Genomic DNA, 16,356 nt, shown 5'->3' on the forward strand with positions numbered 1-16,356 from the left:
TTACCCGAGATGCTGCGAATTCTGATGAACGATACTGAACGACGAGCCGTTGCGGCGCTCGCCTCTGTCTACTCAACGCGAATGCTCGGCCTCTTCATGGTCCTGCCGGTATTTGCCCTGCTGGGCCCCGACCTGACCGGCGCGACGCCCGCGCTGATCGGTCTGGCCATCGGGATATACGGCCTGACCCAGGCCTGCCTGCAGGTGCCGTTTGGTTTGCTGTCCGACCGCCTCGGCCGCAAACGGCTCATTTATATCGGTTTGGTGATTTTTGCCGCCGGCAGTGTTCTGGCCGCCGCCTCCGATCATATCTACGGGGTAATTGCGGGCCGGGCCCTGCAGGGGGCCGGTGCCATAGCCAGTGTGCTGATGGCGCTGATCAGCGACCTGACCAGGGCGGAGGAACGCACCAAGGCGATGGCCACCATCGGGATCAGCATAGGCCTGTCGTTTTCCCTGTCGCTTATTCTGGGGCCGCTGCTGGGGGAGATCGCCGGCCTGGCAGGAATTTTTTACCTGACTGCCGTTCTCGCGCTGGTGGCCATGGTCATTGTATGGAGGCTGGTGCCCAACCCCAGTGCCATGATCACCCAGGGTGAGCACCTGCCGGCCCGGTCCATGGTGGGCAAGGTACTTGCCGATCCGCGGCTTCTGCGCCTGGATTTCGGAATCTTCGCTCTGCACCTGGTGCTGACAGCTCTGTTCATCCAGGTGCCCGTCCTGTTATCGGAAACCCTGGCCCTGGCCATTGATTCCCTCTGGTGGTTCTACCTGACTGTGATGGTGACCTCATTTTTTGCCATGGTGCCGTTTATTATCTTCGGAGAGAAAAAACAGCAGATGAAAATCGTGCTGTGCGGCGCGGTCGGCCTCCTGGTGCTGGCCAGTGCCGGGCTGTGGCAGTGGGCAACGTCCCTGACGGCAGCATGGTTTGCGTTGTTTTTCTTTTTCATGGCCTTCAACCTTCTGGAAGCCAGCCTGCCGTCGCTGATCAGCAAGGAGGCCCCGGCCGGCGCCAAGGGCACCGCCATGGGGGTCTATTCCACGGCCCAGTTTTTTGGTGCGTTTCTAGGGGGAGCGGCTGGCGGGGTGCTCTCCGGCTGGGCCGGGGCCGATGGTGTTTATACCTTGATGGTGCTGGTGCTGCTGGTGTGGCTGTTGCTGGCTGTTACCATGCCGTCCCCGAGTTACCGGGATCGATTCGTGATAGAGTTGAATGAAAATGGCGCTGACGAGGGATCGTCCGCAGTGGACAATGAGAGAACAGGGGTGAACCATGGCACGAGGTGTTAACAAAGTCATTCTTATCGGCAACCTGGGGCAGGACCCGGAGACCCGCTACACGCCAAACGGCAACGCGGTGGTCAACCTGAACCTGGCGACCGATGAAAGCTACAAGGACCGCCAGACCGGGCAGCTGGTCCCCAAGACCGAATGGCACCGGATTGTCATGTTCGGCAAGATCGCGGAAGTGGCCGGGCAGTATCTGCGTAAGGGTTCCAAGGTCTATATCGAAGGCAAGCTGCAGACCCGCAAGTGGCAGGGACAGGATGGCCAGGACCGCTACACCACCGAGGTGGTGGTCGATATCAATGGCCAGATGCAGATGCTCGATAGCCGTGGCGAAGGCGGCGGAGCGAGCCAGGGAGCACCCCAGGGGCGCCCCCAGCAATCCTCCCAGCAGGGTAACTACAACGCTCCCGCAGGTCCGCAGGGCGGGCAGCAGGGCGGTTATAGTCAGCCAGCGGGTGGCCAGGGTTCGGGCAGCATGCCGGAGCCGGTGGATGATTTCGATGATGATATTCCGTTCTAGGCTATGGTCTGGAAGCAACTACGCCCAAGTGTGATAAAGGCCCTGCTTACAGGGCCTTTATTATTTCGGATCCTGTCCGCCGCGCTCCGGCAAGTTCATCGAGGCGGGCCCCTTTTTTCAGGGGGATGGGGCTCGTCTGTGTCCTGATTGAAAACATGCACCTTGCTGCGCCCATCCTCCTGCGCAATGTGACGGGCACTGTTGGCGTTGTGTACAGCGTGTTGGGCTGACGGAACGTGGGCATCGACCAGGGCAATCCCGATGCTCATGCCAACCTGATAGGTTTTTCCGTTCCAGGTGAAAGGGGCATTGTATGTGAGGGCCCGCATATCCTCGGCGATGCGGCAGGCGTGTTCTTCCGCGCAGTTCTCCAGAATGGCGGCGAACTCGTGGCCCTCCAGGTGCGCCAGGGTGTCGCGCTGACGTACCTGCACCTGCAGTTTTCCGGCGACCTCCCTGAGCAGTTCGTTGACGGCCGCTGTTCCGCCGGTCTCTTCGACAGGCCGGCATCGGTCCAGGCTCATTAAAAGCAGCGCATGTACCTTTCCGGTTTTCCGGGCACTATCAACAGCCATGGTCAGGCGGTTTTCGAACTCAGTGCGACTGACCAGCCCGGTGAAATCCTTATGGAGAACGCTGGCATACCTGTTGTTTCCTCCCACAGCTGGACTGATGCTGGTTATAAGACCCCGGGAGTCAATGGTGATCGAGGTTTCGACAAGGGGTTTCAGTGTCTTTGGGGACTGGTCCTTCACGGCCTCCGGCGCCCCGGCTCGCTGGGGCATCTGTTTCTCCAGCTTCTCCCGGGCCCACTGTAACGCCCGGGAGGAAGGTCCGTGCCGGGAAATCTTGCGAACGACACCGCACATTGCCTGGTTTTCCCCGGGCTGAACGTCCCATTCGAGCCAGTGATAGCTCCCATCCCGGAGCCTGAACCGGGCATTGGTAGTTACCGGCTGTCCCTGGCTCCGAGCCTTTTTTATATCGTTCTTGAACCTGGTCAGGTCTTTCTGGTGGATCAGATCCAGATAGGGCCGCTCGTAGAGTTCGTCCAGCTTCCAGCCGAAAAGGTCTTCCCAGGCCGGGTTCAGGCGCTGGAAATAACCGTCTGGTGCCATGACAAAAAAAGGTACCGCCGAGAGCTCGAAGAATGCGTCCCGCTCACGGGCGGCGCGCTCCCGCTCCCGCAAATGAGCCTGTGCTTCACGGGTACGCTCTTCCACACTTTGCTCAAGTGACTGAGTCATCCTGCTCAGTTCGTCCTGAGTGTTTTTCAGGCGGGTGATGTCGGTGTAGGTGATTGCCACACCATCAGCCCGCTCTCCCTGGATGCGATAGGGCGCGATCCGGCGTAAATACCAGCTACCGTTGTCTGCAAAGACCTCGCTTTCCGATGGGGCAAGGGTTTTCAGGGACATCGTCACCTCCTTGAGAAGATGGCGGTCGTCGGCCTTCAGGCTGATCTCATTCAGTGTCCGCCCGATATCGGACTCGGCCAGATTGAACAGGCTCTGGCAGCCGGATGTGAAGAGGCGGATACGATGCTCCGGGTCAACAAAGAGCGTTGCCGGAGCGATATCCCATAGCAGCCTGTCCGGATCGCTGCAGGCTCCGGGTGCTGTGCCGGGCTGGGTGTCCTGGTTCCGTTCGGTTTTTCCCATAAGCGACTCGGACCTCCGGAATGCTCCTGGATTGGCGACAAGTTGTTCGCCGTGCCAGCGCCATGCGAAGAAGGCTGGTTAGAACTCCTCCTGCAAGAAAGCATAGCTGAAATATTGCTCCGGGAAGGTCGCGAATGAAGTTCAGGCAGACGAAAAACTGTACTGCTTGCCCACACAAGACAGGAATAAGGGGATCGGAGTACAGTAGCGAAATTCGACCCTTACAGATAAGGACGTCCATTGGAACGGTTGATGAAACTGCGGCGGCGGTTCCTGCCGGCTGACGTAACAGGGAATGTATTCCGCGGCATGGCCACCCTGGCCCTGGGCAGCAGCGTCGGTCGATTTATCGGCATTGCCTCCATGCCGGTACTCACCCGTCTTTATGGGCCGGAGGACTACGGCGTCCTCGCGGTTTTCAGTGCGATGGTGTTCATGCTGGCACCGGTACTGACTCTGCGCTATGTAATGGCTGTTCCTCTGCCCCGTCACGATGGCACAGCCATCAATCTGATGGCGCTTTCCCTGGCTCTCACAGTCGTGATCACCCTGCTGGTAACGGCTCTTCTCTTCGCCTTCGCGGACCCGATCCTGAGCTCCCTGTCCATGACCGAGCTGGCGCCCTGGTGGTGGCTCGTTTTGCTGGCGATGGTGGGTACCAGCGGTTATGAAACCCTCACCGCCTGGGCCACACGCCGCCGGGGCTACCGGACCATTGCCCGGACTCAGGTATCGCAGAATCTGATGGGGGCAGCCATCAAGATTGGTCTGGGCCTGCTTGCCATCAAGCCTGGTGGTCTGCTGATCGGCCAGATGGCCTCCCAGGTGGGAGGCATTGGCACCTATCTCCGGCACTTTCGCCATGATATCCGTGCCAATGCCCGTTTCGTGAGTCTGCGCCGCATGAAACTGGTCGCGGGCCGGTATCGCGGATTCCCAGTGTATCGTCTCCCTTCCAAGTTCCTGCTGGTCTACTCGGTGCAGGCACCGGTGCTCTTTTTTTCGGCCATTTACGGTGCCGGTGCCACCGGGCATCTCGGCCTGGCCCTGGCGGCTATGGCCCTCCCTGTCACTCTGGTCTCCCAGAGCCTCGCGGATGCGTTTTTTGCCGAACTGTCCACTCTTGATCGGCGGGACATTGATACCCAATGGCATATCGTGGTCAGGGTCATCAAGGTGGTGTCCGCCATCTCGGTGCCGGTCTTCCTGTTGCTGTTTTTCTTCGCAAAACCGTTCTCGGTGGTGGTTTTCGGGGAAGACTGGGCCACCACCGGGGTCTTTCTTACCGCCCTTTCGCCCTACATAGTGGTCCAGCTGATCGCCAATCCGGTGACCAAAGTTCTTGCCGTGCACGAAATGCACCGGGTCTTTCTCTGGATCAATATCCAGCGGGCATTATTGATCTCCGCCGTTTTTCTCCTCGCGTTCTGGCTCGACTGGCCCGCAATTATCGCCATTTCGGTCTTTTCGGGCGTCCTCTTTGCCCACTACGTGTTCTGTGTGGTGGTAACCCTGAAACTGCTCAGAAACAAAATGAAAAACAGGTCGACCGGCTAGCCATGGTATGGTTGATACCCGATTGGCCGTGGTGGGGTGAGTCCGGGACGACCGATGCCGCGTATTAGAGGCATGTCCTTCTTCTTCACCACAGCAGCAGCTTTCAGGATCCTCTCGGGCGACGATCTTCCGATGTTAATTCGGATCATTATTCGTCAATAAAATGTCATGCTCAGGGAACCTGTCTATAGAGCCTCCATAAGCGGGGGCTCTTGTGTAACTGGAGTGCAAAAGGATGTGAAATAGTGCGAAAAGTCATATTTTTATGAGTTTTTCTTTAACTAAAATGTAAGATCACGAAGTGTTCAATTCCGATAATCCAGCAGGCTGTGCGTGCCCCTGACCCAGATCTTCCAGAAGTTGCTGAACCGCTCCCGAAGCCACCACCGGATTTCCATGGAAGTCCGTCCGGATGGTATTGCCTGGGCGGTCGGCGGGAACTCTGGTGAGCCGGGTGTCGGGTTCATCGAGTGTACGCCCGCAAAGCGCCTAGGCGCCCTTCAGGACTTTGTGGCACACCGGAAACTGTCCGGGGGGAAGGTGGAACTGGTCCTGCCTCTGGATCAGTACCAGGTTTTCCAGCTGGAGCGCCCCGAGGGGGTGGAAGACACCGAGCTTGCCGATGCCCTCAAGTGGAAGCTCCGGGACGTTCTGGAGTTCAGCCCGTCGGATTCGGTGAGTGATGTGTTTCCCTTTCCCGAGGATGCTGCCCGGGGCCGTGGGGAACTGGTCAACGTAGTGGCGGCCCGCCGCTCGCTGGTGGCCGAACTGGTTGCCCTGGTAACCGATGCCGACCTGGATCTGGTCGGCATCGATATTGCCGAGCTGGCTCTGCGCAACCTCGTGGCCCGGCTCGATGGGTCCGGTCGCGGGGCAGCCCTTGTTCATTTACGGGACCGTTTCGGGCACATGGTGATCTGCAAAGGACCGACGCTCTATCTTTCCCGTCGTCTCGATGTGATTTCCGATGACCTGCGGGACGCGGCCCGGCAGGAGTCGGCAGTGCAGTCTCTGGCGCTGGAGGTGCAGCGTTCACTGGACTACTACGAAAGCCAGCTGGGGCAGGTGCCGCCGCCTGTCGTTAACCTGGTGGCCAGGGACACGCTGCTGCCTTTGACGTCGATGCTGGGAGGGTACCTTGCCGCAACCGCCCGCACCGTGGACTGGTCTGTATTCGGGCTGGACCGTGACCTGGACAGTCGCTGTCTGCTGGCGTGGAGTTCGAGTATCGGGCTGCCGGAGGACCAGCAATGATCCAGCAGGTCAATCTCTACAAGGCCGAGTTTCAGCCGCGGCGGCAAAAGCTGACCGCCTTCACCCTGATATTGCTCTCGGTCGCTGCCCTGGTGGTGGTTCTGGCTGTCGGCGGCTGGTTTCGCTACGAGGCAGGCCATCTTTCGACGCAGGTCGCCGCCGAGCGAGCCGATAACGAAAAGCTGTTGGCAACCATCGACCGATTGGGGCAGGAAGTCCAGGCACGTCGTCCCGACCCCGAACTGGAGGGGGCTCTGGAGCGGGTTACCCAGACCCTGGAGCGACGCCGCCGGTTACTTGAACGGGTCGAGCGGCTCACCGGCGACCGCTCGGATGGGTTTGCCGCGCCCATGGCCGCGCTGGCCAGGCAGGTTCCTGATGAGCTCTGGCTGACCCACGTGCTGTTGAGTGGCAACCGGGTGATGCTGGAGGGGCGTACCCGGGCAGGTCGATTGGTGCCGTTGTATCTCGAGCGACTGGGTGAGGAGCCTGCGTTCACCGGCCAGGGCTTTGGTCGCTTTGAGCTGAGTCGCGGAGAAGATCATCCCTGGATCGATTTCCGGGTGGCCACCCGCCGTGACGGGGAGGATGGTTCATGAGCCCACTGCGTCGCCAACTTGCTCGCGTTACCACCTGGTTCGATGAGCGCCCGATTCGGGAGCGCGGCCTGATCCTGGTGACGGTGCTGGCGCTGATTGCGCTGACGGGCTGGGAGTTGTGGGCAGGGCCAGCCATGGACCGGGTCAGCCGTCTCCAGGGCGAACTGGCCGGTGTCCGTTCGGAACAGGCCAGCCTTCAGTCCCGGGAAGCGGAACTGGAACAGCTATTGCAGCAGGATCCCTCTGCGGAACTCCGGCAGACATTGGCGGCACGACAGCGCCGTCTGGAGCAGCTGGACCGGCAGATTACCGAAACCACCGGCCAACTGATTCCGCCCAGAGCCATGGTGGTAATGCTCCAGGACATGTTGGCCACCGAAGAGGATCTGGAACTGGTGGGTGTCCGGCTGCTGGCGCCGGAGGCCATTTTCGCGGAGGAGGATGACGCCCGCGGTCAGGAAAACCCGGAGGCGCTGATGTATGCCCATGAGGCTGATATTACCGTGCGCGGTGGCTACCTCAAGGTACTGAACTATCTGCAGAGGCTGGAGTCCCTGGATGAGCGCCTGGGATGGGTGCTGCTGGAATACGAGGCCGGGGAATGGCCCAGGGGAACCGCCCGGGTAAGGGTAAGGACCCTGAGCCTGGAACCGGCGTGGTTGGGAGTCTGAAATGCCCCGACTTCAGGTAATCGTGCTGCTCTTTGTCCCCGTCCTGCTGGCGCCACTTCAAGCCCAGGCTCTGCAGGACCCCACCCGGCCGCCGGGGCGGGCGGTGTCCCAGGAGCCCGTGAGGGAGGCGAAAGTGTATGACCTGGCTTCCATCCTGTTCGGTCCTGACAGAAGAGTTGCGGTAATAGACGGCGTGCCCCGGCGCGAAGGGGAGAGCTTCGACGGCGCCCGGGTGCAGCGGATACATCCCGACCGGGTTGAACTGGTGGTTCAGGGCCAGTTACGGCTACTGCGTCTGGCGGCACCGCCCCGGGTGCGGAGTTCCCAATGAACAGACAACGAGCGGCTATGACACCGAAACCACAGCGAGCGGCTATGACGCTGATACGAACAGGCACCCTGGTCTTCCTGACCCTGATACTGGCCGCCTGCGCCAGTAACCCCTCCATGCGGACGGGCAAGGCGACGTCGACGGATGCCGCCGAGGCCATTGATGACAGCCTGGAACAGGCACAGCGGCGGGGGGCGACAGACCCTGTTCCAAGGGACGGCGCCGGCACTGTTCCCGCAGATGTGAGTGCGGCCCTGCTGCCGTCCCTGGAGTCCTCCGCTGAGGCTGAGGACCGTTTTGACGTCAACGCCCGGGATGTGAAGGCCCGGAGTTTCTTTGAGGCCCTGGTGGCGGGTACCGGGTACAACGTGGTTGTGCATCCGGGTGTTGAGGCTACCATAGACCTCCGCCTCACGGATGTGACGGTGCCGGAAGTCATGGACATCGCCCGTGACGTCTATGGTCTGGATATCCAGCGGCAGGGACGCCTGTACCGGGTGGATGCCGACCGGATCCAGACCCGCCTGTTTCCCATCAATTACCTCCACTTCAAGCGCAGCGGCAGTTCCGAGACCCGGGTCAGTTCCGGCCAGGTGAGCAGCACCCGCGGCAATGACAATGGCGGCAGATTCGCTGATGATGCCGGCAATGGCGGCGAAAGCGAGGTCCGTAATGTGATCGGCACCCGTATTTCCACCGATACCGAGTCCGATTTCTGGCAGGACCTCAATCGGGCCCTCTCCATGATCATTGGTGCAGGGGAGGGGCACCAGGTCATCACCAATCCCGGCGCCGGCCTGGTGATGGTTCAGGCCGATGGCCGTACGCTCCGCCTGATCCAGGATTATCTGGAACGCACCGAACTGATCATGCAGCGGCAGGTGGTGCTGGAGGCAAAGGTACTGGAGATTGCCCTCAACCAGCAGTACCAGCAGGGTATCGACTGGTCCGATGTGCAGAGTGCCGCCGGTCGGGCGGATTATTTCACCGCCCAGTCCCTTTCCGGCCAGGTTATCCGGCCCTCTGAAATCGGTGGCCTGTTTTCCGCCACCATCAGTGCCGGGGATTTCACGGCCCTGATCGAGCTGCTGGGCAGGCAGGGCAATGTGCAGACCCTGTCGAGCCCGCGGATCTCCACCGTTAACAACCAGAAAGCGGTCATCAAGGTGGGCACGGATGAGTTCTTCGTCACCGATATCGACTTCAACGATACCGACTCGGCTATCACTCCGACGGAGCGCACCTCCACCTCCGTTGAGCTGACGCCCTTCTTTTCCGGCATCTCCCTGGACGTGACACCGCAGATCGATGAGGACGGCACGGTCATCCTCCATGTCCATCCGTCTGTCAGTGAGGTGAGTGACCAGGAGAAGGTGATTACCGTCGGCAACCAGGACGTGACCCTGCCCCTGGCCCGAAGCACCGTTCGGGAAACCGACAGTGTGATCCGTGCCGAGAGTGGCCAGATCGTAGTCATTGGCGGCCTGATCCAGAACACCAGCGAAGACAATAACGCCGCGGTGCCCTTCTTCAGCGAGATCCCCATTCTGGGCGAGGCGTTCAAGCAGCGCCGGTTCCAGTCCCGCAAGAGTGAGCTGGTGATTCTGTTGCGCCCCGTCGTGGTGGGAGCGGAAAGCATGAATGCGGAGATCGCGGCCAGCCGGGAACGCATGCAGGTCCTCCAACAACTGCTGGAATCCTCCGAGACGGTGAAGCCGGAGCTGGAGCAACCTGCCGACTGACATGTATGAAGCCCACTTCGGACTGCAGGAAGCACCGTTTGCATTGACGCCCAATACCCGCTACTTCCTGCGGGCGCCGAGCCATAACGACGCCCTGGAATTGCTGCTGGTGGCGTTGCGGGAGCGGGAAGGGTTCATCAAGATCACCGGTGAAGTGGGTACCGGCAAGACCCTGCTCTGCCGTTTGCTGCTCAACGCCCTGGACGGTGAGGCGAGCACCGCCTATCTGCCCAACCCCCATCTTTCAGCCGAAGCCCTGTATGAAGCGGTGGCGGAGGAGCTGGGTGTTGAGCCGGTCGCCGGCGCCAACACCCATCAGGTTCTGAAAGCCCTGAATGAGCGCCTGATCTCTCTGGCGATGGACCGGACTCCGGCGGTACTGGTTATCGATGAGGCCCAGGCCATGCCCGAAGCCACCATCGAGGCTCTTCGCCTGTTGACCAATCTGGAGACGGAAAGCACCCGGCTGCTTCAGGTGGTCCTGTTCGGGCAGCCGGAACTGGACGCGCTTCTGAACCGGGACAGCCTGCGTCAGCTCAAGCAACGCATCACCTTCCATTACCGGCTCCTGCCCCTGGACCGGGACTCGGTTGCCCAGTACCTGCGCCATCGGCTGGCCCTTGCCGGCTATAACGGCACGGACCTGTTCCAGCCCACTGCACTCAGGCTGATCACCCGGGCGTCCGGTGGTATTCCCCGCCTGATCAACGTGCTGGCCCACAAGTCCATGCTGGCGGCGTGGGGCCAGGGGGACAGCCGGATTTCCCGGGGTCATGTGCTGCGGGCGGTCCAGGACACGGAAAGCGCACGGGCGCCCGGCCTGTTGGCGAGGTGGCTATGAGCCTGCTGAACGATGCACTCAGGGCGGCGGAAAAACGCCAGGGTCAGTCCCGGGCCCCGGCTGCGTATGTGAGTCAGTCCTCCGGAAAAGTCCGGCGCAGGTCCGTCTGGGTGCCGCTGCTGGTATTGGTGGTGTCGCTGGGGGGCGTTGGTGGTGTCTTTCTGTACCTGAACAAGGGTGACAGGGCACCAGGCCCGTTGCTGGCAGACGGGGAAAAAACCGAGGCGGCCCCGGTTTCCGCCGACGACCATGAGGCCGCGCCGGCCACCACTGAAGAAATCGAGCCACAGGTTGTTGATCAGAATCCGGTAAAGGCGGCGGCAGAGCCTGATGGAGCGGTGCCGGAACCGCCCTCAGCCCAGGCGCAGAAAGCTGCCGTTGCCGCCGTCACCCGGCCTCCGGAGTCAGCGTCGGGTTCCGCTGAATCTCAGGCCCCCGGGCAATCCGAAAGCCCGGGTCGGGCGAGCGCACCAGGGGCGAGTCAGGGCGAGGGTACTTCGGCGACTGCATCCGGGGCGACACCGTCCGCTGCCGATGGGAGCGACTCCCCATCGCGGGTTTCCGGGGAAACCGCTACCGCCCCCGCAACCGATGAAAACATCAAGCGTGCCCGCCAGACCCCGGAGCAGGTGGATCGTGACGCCCGCCGCGATCTGGAGAAACTGCTGTCCCGGGGTGGGATTGAAGAGGCGGAACGTGTCCTGGAGGCGGTAACGGCAAATCAGGACGCGCCCGCCAGCCGCTATGTGGTCGCCCGCTGGTTGCTGGCGAAAGGCAGCGCCGGGCAGGCGCTGGGCTGGGTGCCGGAGGATCTTGCCCGGCGCTATCCGGAACTGCGCCTGATCCGGGCCCGGGCACAACTGGCCAGTGGCGAACTGGACAGGGCCGTGGCAACGCTGGAGACACAGGTTCCGCCAGTGGCCCGGCAGGTGGAATACCGGATAACACTGGCCACCCTGCTCCAGCAGCAGGGGCGCAGTGACAGGGCGGCCCGTCACTGGGCCGAGCTAATCGCCTGGGACGACGGTCAGGCGCCCTGGTGGGTGGGTCTTGCCATCGCCCTGGAGGGGCGCGGCGACCTCCAGGCGGCACGTCGCGCCTACCAGCAGGCCGCGGCACTGCCCGGGTTGGCGCCCTCGCTGGCGGACTATGTTCGCCAGCGCTTACAGTCATTGAGCGCAGGATAGTCATGGCCGAGCCGAAACGAAAAATCCGCATTGGCGACCTGCTGGTCCAGAACGATGTCATCACTGAGGATCAGCTGCAGACCGCCCTGCGGGAACAGAAGAGTACCGGCCGCAAGCTGGGCCGTACCCTGATTGACCTGGGCTACGTGGATGAGGACAGCCTGCTCAATATCCTCTCCCGGCAGCTGGATGTGCCCTTTGTGCAACTGCGCAACTACCAGTTTGACCCTGCCCTGGTAAAGAAACTGCCGGAAGCCATGGCCCGCCGTTTCCGGGCCATTGTGCTGGCGGAGCAGGGCGGCGAGCTGCTGGTGGGCATGGCGGACCCCCTGGACATCTTCGCCTACGACGAGCTGGTGCGGGTGCTAAAGCAGCCTGTGAAGCAGGCCGTGGTGCGGGAGAGCGAGCTGCTCAATACCCTCGACCTAGTCTATCGGCGCACTGAGGAAATCGCGTCGCTGGCGGAAGAGCTGGAAGACGAGCTGGGAGACGATGCCTTCGACCTGGCGGAACTGTCGGCGGAGACCGAGAGCGAAGAGGCACCGGTGGTCAAGCTGCTCAAAACCCTGTTCGAGGATGCCATCCAGGCCCGCAGCTCCGATATCCACATCGAACCGGATGAGACCGTGGTGCGTATCCGCCAGCGGGTGGACGGCGTGCTTCAGGAGCAGGTGATGAAGGAGAAGCGGGTCAACGCCGCCCTGGTTCTCCGCCTCAAGCTGATGGCCGGCCTTAATATCTCAGAGAAACGTCTGCCCCAGGATGGCCGCTTCAACGTGCGGGTCAAGGGTCGCAGCATCGACGTGCGGGTGTCCACCATGCCGGTGCAGTACGGCGAGTCGGTGGTGATGCGTCTGCTGGATCAGAGCGGCGGGACCCTGGAACTGGACAGCACCGGTATGCCGGACAGGCTGTTGCGGAATTTCCGGCGGATGATCAAACGACCCCATGGCATGATTCTCGTCACCGGCCCCACCGGCAGCGGTAAGACCACCACTCTCTATGGCGCCCTCACTGAGCTGAACCAGCCGGAGGTGAAAATCATCACCGCCGAGGACCCGGTGGAATACCGGCTGCCCCGGATCACCCAGGTTCAGGTGAATCCGAAGATCGGTTTGCATTTTGCCAACGTCCTGCGGGCCGCGCTGCGCCAGGACCCGGACATCGTGCTGGTGGGCGAGATGCGGGATGCGGAAACCGTGGAAATCGGGCTCCGCGCCGCCATGACCGGTCACCTGGTGCTCTCGACCCTGCATACAAATGACTCCATCTCCAGCGCTATGCGGCTGATTGACATGGGGGCGGAACCTTTCCTGGTGGCCAGTTCCCTGCTTGGCGTGGTGGCCCAGCGCCTGGTGCGCAAGGTCTGCGATAACTGCCGCCAGCCCTATGAGCCCACCGAGCAGGAACGTGTCTGGCTGAATAATTTCGACCTGGACCCCCTGGACCTGGAAGCCGGATTCGTCCATGGCCGTGGCTGCTACCAGTGCGGCAATACCGGCTACAAGGGGCGTATGGGCGTCTACGAGATGCTGGAGATGAACGAGCCCATGCTCGACGCGCTGCGGCGCCGGGACGTGTCCGGCTTCACCCGGGCGGCACGGGAAAGCTCCCTCTACCGGCCCCTGGGCATGTGCGCCATGGACTACGCCCTGCGTGGCATCACCAGCCTGCAGGAAGTGGCCCGGGTGGCGGCCACGTCGGAAGCGGATGTCTCCCTCGAGGATCAGGAGCCGCCGGTTCTGGCCGAGATGGAAGATGGGCCTGATGGCCAGGATCGGGAGAGCATCTGATGCAGTTCAGCTACCGGGGCAAAGACGGAAAGGGGGGCCTCCAGCAGGGTGTACTGGCGGCACCCACGCCGGATGCCGCCGCCTCGGAACTGCTGCGCCGGGGCATCACGCCCCTGGCCATCGAGGAGAAGCCGGAGACGGTTTCCCTGACGGACCGGTTGAACAATCTTGCCTTGTTCCGTCGCAAGGTCACCCTGGATGAGCTGATCGTCTTCTGCCGCCAGATGCACGCCCTGACCCGGGCGGGGATCCCCCTGATCCGGACCATGCGCGGCCTGGCGGAAACCTCCCGCTCGCCGGTGCTGGCGGAAGTGCTGGACGATGTCACCGACCGGCTGGAAGGCGGCTCCAGCATGGCCACCGCCATGCAGGCCCATCCCTACGTGTTCTCGGATCTGTTCATCGCCATGATCCATGTGGGGGAAAACACCGGCATGCTGGATGACGCCTTCAAGCGATTGTCGGACATTCTTGAACTGGAGCGGGACACCAAGCGGCGTCTCAAGCAGGCGATGCGCTATCCCATGTTCGTGGTGATTGCGCTGTTTGCCGCCCTGATGGTGGTGAACTTCCTGGTGATTCCCAAGTTCGCCTCGGTGTTCAACAAGCTGGGAGCGGACCTGCCGTTCCTGACCCAGGTGCTGGTAGGAACCTCCAACTTCCTGCTGGGCTACTGGTTCGTACTGCTGTTCGGGATTGCGACCGGGGCGGTGCTGGTGCGCCAATGGAAGCAGACCGAGCAGGGCCGGCTGACCTGGGACCGGTACAAGTTAAGGTTGCCGATCATCGGCCCCCTGCTGGAGCTGATTACCCTCAGCCGGTTCTCCCGTAATTTCGCCAGCATGCTGGCGGCAGGCATGCCGGTGACCACGGCCCTGACGGTGTCCGCGGACGCCACCGACAACGCCTGGATCGCCATCCACATCCGGGACATGCGGGCCGGTATCGAGCGGGGGGAGAGCCTGCTTCGCACGGCAGGTAACAGCGGCATGTTCACCCCCCTGATCATCCAGATGATCGCGGTGGGGGAGGAGACCGGTGCCGTGGACGAGATGCTGGTGAACGTCGCTGATTTCTATGACGAGGATGTGGACTACGGCCTCAAGCGGCTGGCGGAATCCATTGAACCCATCCTGATTGTGGCCATGGGGGTACTGGTGCTGATCCTGGCCCTGGGCGTGTTCCTGCCCATCTGGGACCTGGGGGCGGCGGCCATGGGACGTGGCTAGGTCATGGCAGGCCTCGGGCTTATAACCGCCGACAGCCACCGCCGCTTCCGGTGGCTGGTGGTGCTGTGCCTGCTCGGGGTGGCGATGTGGCTGCTGTTGAGCGCGATTGAAGACCAGCTGCACCGGGCGGAAACCATGGCCGCACGCCTGATGCTGAACCAGGTTCGCAGCGCCCTGGTGGTGCGAGGCGCCGAGGCCATGCTGGCCCGGGACGAGACCCTGGAAGAGCTGGCGGGGATGAACCCCTTGCCACTGCTGGATACGAGCTACGCCCCGGGCCTTTGCGGCGAGCAGTCCGGCCCGGAAGAGGGCTGGTGTTTTGATAGCGAGGAGAGCTGGCTTGTGTACGGGCCACGTCAGCCTCTGGCGCTGGAGGGCCGCTACCGGAATACCGGGGAGCCATTCCACTGGCAGGTCAGGGTCGACTACGCCGGAACTGTAAAAAACGGAAAAATCGACGATAAACGGGGTATCGGTCTCAAACTGGTTGAGATTAACCGGTATCAAGTACGCGAAAATGAGTAGAAGGCGCTAGAGTTCAGGCATGAGACAATTACCATCGATTGGCAAATATGAGGAAAGACAATGATCAGCGAACGTAAGAGTATGGGTTTTACCCTTATTGAGCTGGTGGTGGTCATCGCCATCCTGGCGATCCTGGCAGCCTTTGCGTTGCCGAGGTTTGCCCAGCTTTCCGAGCAGGCCCATGAATCCAGCATCCGGGCCACCGCTGGCGCCTTGGCTGCGGGCGTGGCCCTGGCGAAGACCCAATGGGTCTCCAACGGTTTCACCACTGCCACAACCGACGTCATCGGCTTTGGCAACGACAACGTGGATGTCAGTGACGAGGGATGGCCCACGTCCGTAACCTCTGACAATACCTCTCCGAATATGGGGGTGCCGCGCTGCAGGGAAGTCTGGCTGGGCGTTATGCAATCCAATGCCCCCACTGTTACGGGAACCAATCCGGACTACGTAGTAACTGCACCCGGCGGAGATTGCCTCTTTACGTACCAGTTGGACGGCGAAAACAGCACAATCGCCTACGACGCTGACACCGGCTCGGTAACAACCAGCATCAACCCATAGCAAACTAACCAACCTAAAAATCACTGATTAACACAAGCAGTAGCGCGAGGTAGTTATGAACACAATGAACAGCATGGTTGCAGCAAGAAAGCAGGAAGGTTTCACCCTGATCGAACTGGTTATGGTGATTGTGATTCTGGGTATCCTGGCGGCATTTGCTTTGCCGCGGTTTGCGGATCTAGGAGGAGACGCCAGAGAATCTTCCCTGCAAGGCCTGGCCGGTGCAATTAAATCCGCCGCGTCGATTGCGCATTCTGCGCAATTGGCTTCGGGAGCTACTCTTGGGACCTCAGTAACTTTAGAGGGTGATGAGGTTACTATGGTGAATGGATATCCGACCGCAGACGCTGATGGTATCGTCGTGGCCGCAAATATTGATACTGCAAATGATTATACGCCTTCCGGCGGGGGTACAGCGGGCGGTGCTACCATCACCTTCTCGCTACAAACAGATTGCACAGTGCAATATACGGCTGCTACTGCTGAAACCACCGAGAATGTCCCGCCGGTGGCTGATCGCTATTCCGTTACTGTTACAGACAGTGGCTGTTAAGACAGCTTCAGTATAGGTTGTTGATCAATCGCTAAG

Annotated in this window: 16 protein-coding genes; 15 read left to right on the forward strand and 1 reads right to left on the reverse strand. The window is 61.3% G+C overall.

What is annotated here, in order from left to right:
• Positions 1-24 precede the first annotated feature (24 nt).
• Together BM346_RS17065 and ssb are read left to right on the forward strand one after the other, a co-directional pair.
• Entirely contained in the window at positions 25-1,293 is a 1,269-nt protein-coding gene (locus BM346_RS17065) for an MFS transporter (RefSeq protein ID WP_092016524.1), read from the forward strand.
• Positions 1,277-1,813: a single-stranded DNA-binding protein gene (gene ssb, locus BM346_RS17070; RefSeq protein ID WP_092016173.1), complete on the forward strand. Its 537-nt coding sequence runs from the start codon at positions 1,277-1,279 to the stop codon at positions 1,811-1,813. Before BM346_RS17065 ends, ssb begins: the two co-directional genes overlap by 17 nt.
• A 95-nt stretch (positions 1,814-1,908) precedes the next feature.
• Here the strand turns inward: ssb and BM346_RS17075 are convergent, their stop codons facing one another.
• A complete protein-coding gene (locus BM346_RS17075; protein ID WP_092016176.1) occupies positions 1,909-3,474 on the reverse strand; it encodes a sensor domain-containing diguanylate cyclase in 1,566 nt (521 codons plus the stop codon).
• Positions 3,475-3,726: 252 nt separating this feature from the next.
• On the opposite strand from BM346_RS17075, the gene BM346_RS17080 reads away from it, so the two are divergent.
• The 13 genes from BM346_RS17080 (at position 3,727) to BM346_RS18400 (ending at position 16,320) form a co-directional block, all read left to right on the forward strand.
• Complete coding sequence (locus BM346_RS17080) at positions 3,727-5,031, forward strand: lipopolysaccharide biosynthesis protein (protein WP_139229953.1); 1,305 nt, start codon at positions 3,727-3,729, stop codon at positions 5,029-5,031.
• Between the two features lie 333 nt (positions 5,032-5,364).
• Positions 5,365-6,285, forward strand: coding sequence for a type IV pilus biogenesis protein PilM (locus tag BM346_RS17085; protein WP_227663039.1), 921 nt, complete (start codon positions 5,365-5,367; stop codon positions 6,283-6,285).
• A complete protein-coding gene (locus tag BM346_RS17090) occupies positions 6,282-6,884 on the forward strand; it encodes a PilN domain-containing protein (protein ID WP_092016185.1) in 603 nt (200 codons plus the stop codon). The genes BM346_RS17085 and BM346_RS17090 overlap by 4 nt, the downstream gene beginning before the upstream one ends.
• Positions 6,881-7,555 (forward strand): type II secretion system protein GspM, encoded by a 675-nt coding sequence (gspM, locus tag BM346_RS17095; RefSeq protein WP_092016188.1) that lies wholly within the window; start codon positions 6,881-6,883, stop codon positions 7,553-7,555. Before BM346_RS17090 ends, gspM begins: the two co-directional genes overlap by 4 nt.
• Before the next feature lies 1 nt (position 7,556).
• The gene (locus BM346_RS17100; protein ID WP_092016191.1) at positions 7,557-7,886 is read left to right on the forward strand and encodes a hypothetical protein; all 330 of its coding nucleotides are present in this window, start codon (positions 7,557-7,559) and stop codon (positions 7,884-7,886) included.
• The gene (gene mshL, locus BM346_RS17105; RefSeq protein ID WP_227663038.1) at positions 7,883-9,628 is read left to right on the forward strand and encodes a pilus (MSHA type) biogenesis protein MshL; all 1,746 of its coding nucleotides are present in this window, start codon (positions 7,883-7,885) and stop codon (positions 9,626-9,628) included. Before BM346_RS17100 ends, mshL begins: the two co-directional genes overlap by 4 nt.
• A gap of 1 nt (position 9,629) precedes the next feature.
• Positions 9,630-10,469, forward strand: coding sequence for an ExeA family protein (locus BM346_RS17110; protein ID WP_092016197.1), 840 nt, complete (start codon positions 9,630-9,632; stop codon positions 10,467-10,469).
• Positions 10,466-11,656, forward strand: a complete 1,191-nt coding sequence (locus BM346_RS17115) for a tetratricopeptide repeat protein (RefSeq protein ID WP_092016200.1) — start codon at positions 10,466-10,468, stop codon at positions 11,654-11,656. Before BM346_RS17110 ends, BM346_RS17115 begins: the two co-directional genes overlap by 4 nt.
• A gap of 2 nt (positions 11,657-11,658) precedes the next feature.
• Complete coding sequence (locus BM346_RS17120; protein WP_092016202.1) at positions 11,659-13,449, forward strand: GspE/PulE family protein; 1,791 nt, start codon at positions 11,659-11,661, stop codon at positions 13,447-13,449.
• Positions 13,449-14,678 carry a type II secretion system F family protein gene (locus BM346_RS17125; RefSeq protein WP_092016205.1) on the forward strand — a complete coding sequence of 410 codons (1,230 nt, stop codon included), beginning with the start codon at positions 13,449-13,451 and terminating at the stop codon, positions 14,676-14,678. Before BM346_RS17120 ends, BM346_RS17125 begins: the two co-directional genes overlap by 1 nt.
• Positions 14,679-14,681: 3 nt before the next feature.
• On the forward strand, positions 14,682-15,203 hold the full coding sequence (locus BM346_RS17130) for a hypothetical protein (protein ID WP_092016208.1): 522 nt from the start codon (positions 14,682-14,684) through the stop codon (positions 15,201-15,203).
• 60 nt (positions 15,204-15,263) lie between these two features.
• Entirely contained in the window at positions 15,264-15,767 is a 504-nt protein-coding gene (locus tag BM346_RS17135; protein WP_092016211.1) for a prepilin-type N-terminal cleavage/methylation domain-containing protein, read from the forward strand.
• Positions 15,768-15,822: 55 nt separating this feature from the next.
• Positions 15,823-16,320: a type II secretion system protein gene (locus BM346_RS18400; RefSeq protein WP_092016214.1), complete on the forward strand. Its 498-nt coding sequence runs from the start codon at positions 15,823-15,825 to the stop codon at positions 16,318-16,320.
• The last annotated feature ends 36 nt before the right edge of the window (positions 16,321-16,356 follow it).

The organism is Marinobacter daqiaonensis (genome assembly GCF_900115285.1).
Taxonomy (GTDB): domain Bacteria; phylum Pseudomonadota; class Gammaproteobacteria; order Pseudomonadales; family Oleiphilaceae; genus Marinobacter; species Marinobacter daqiaonensis.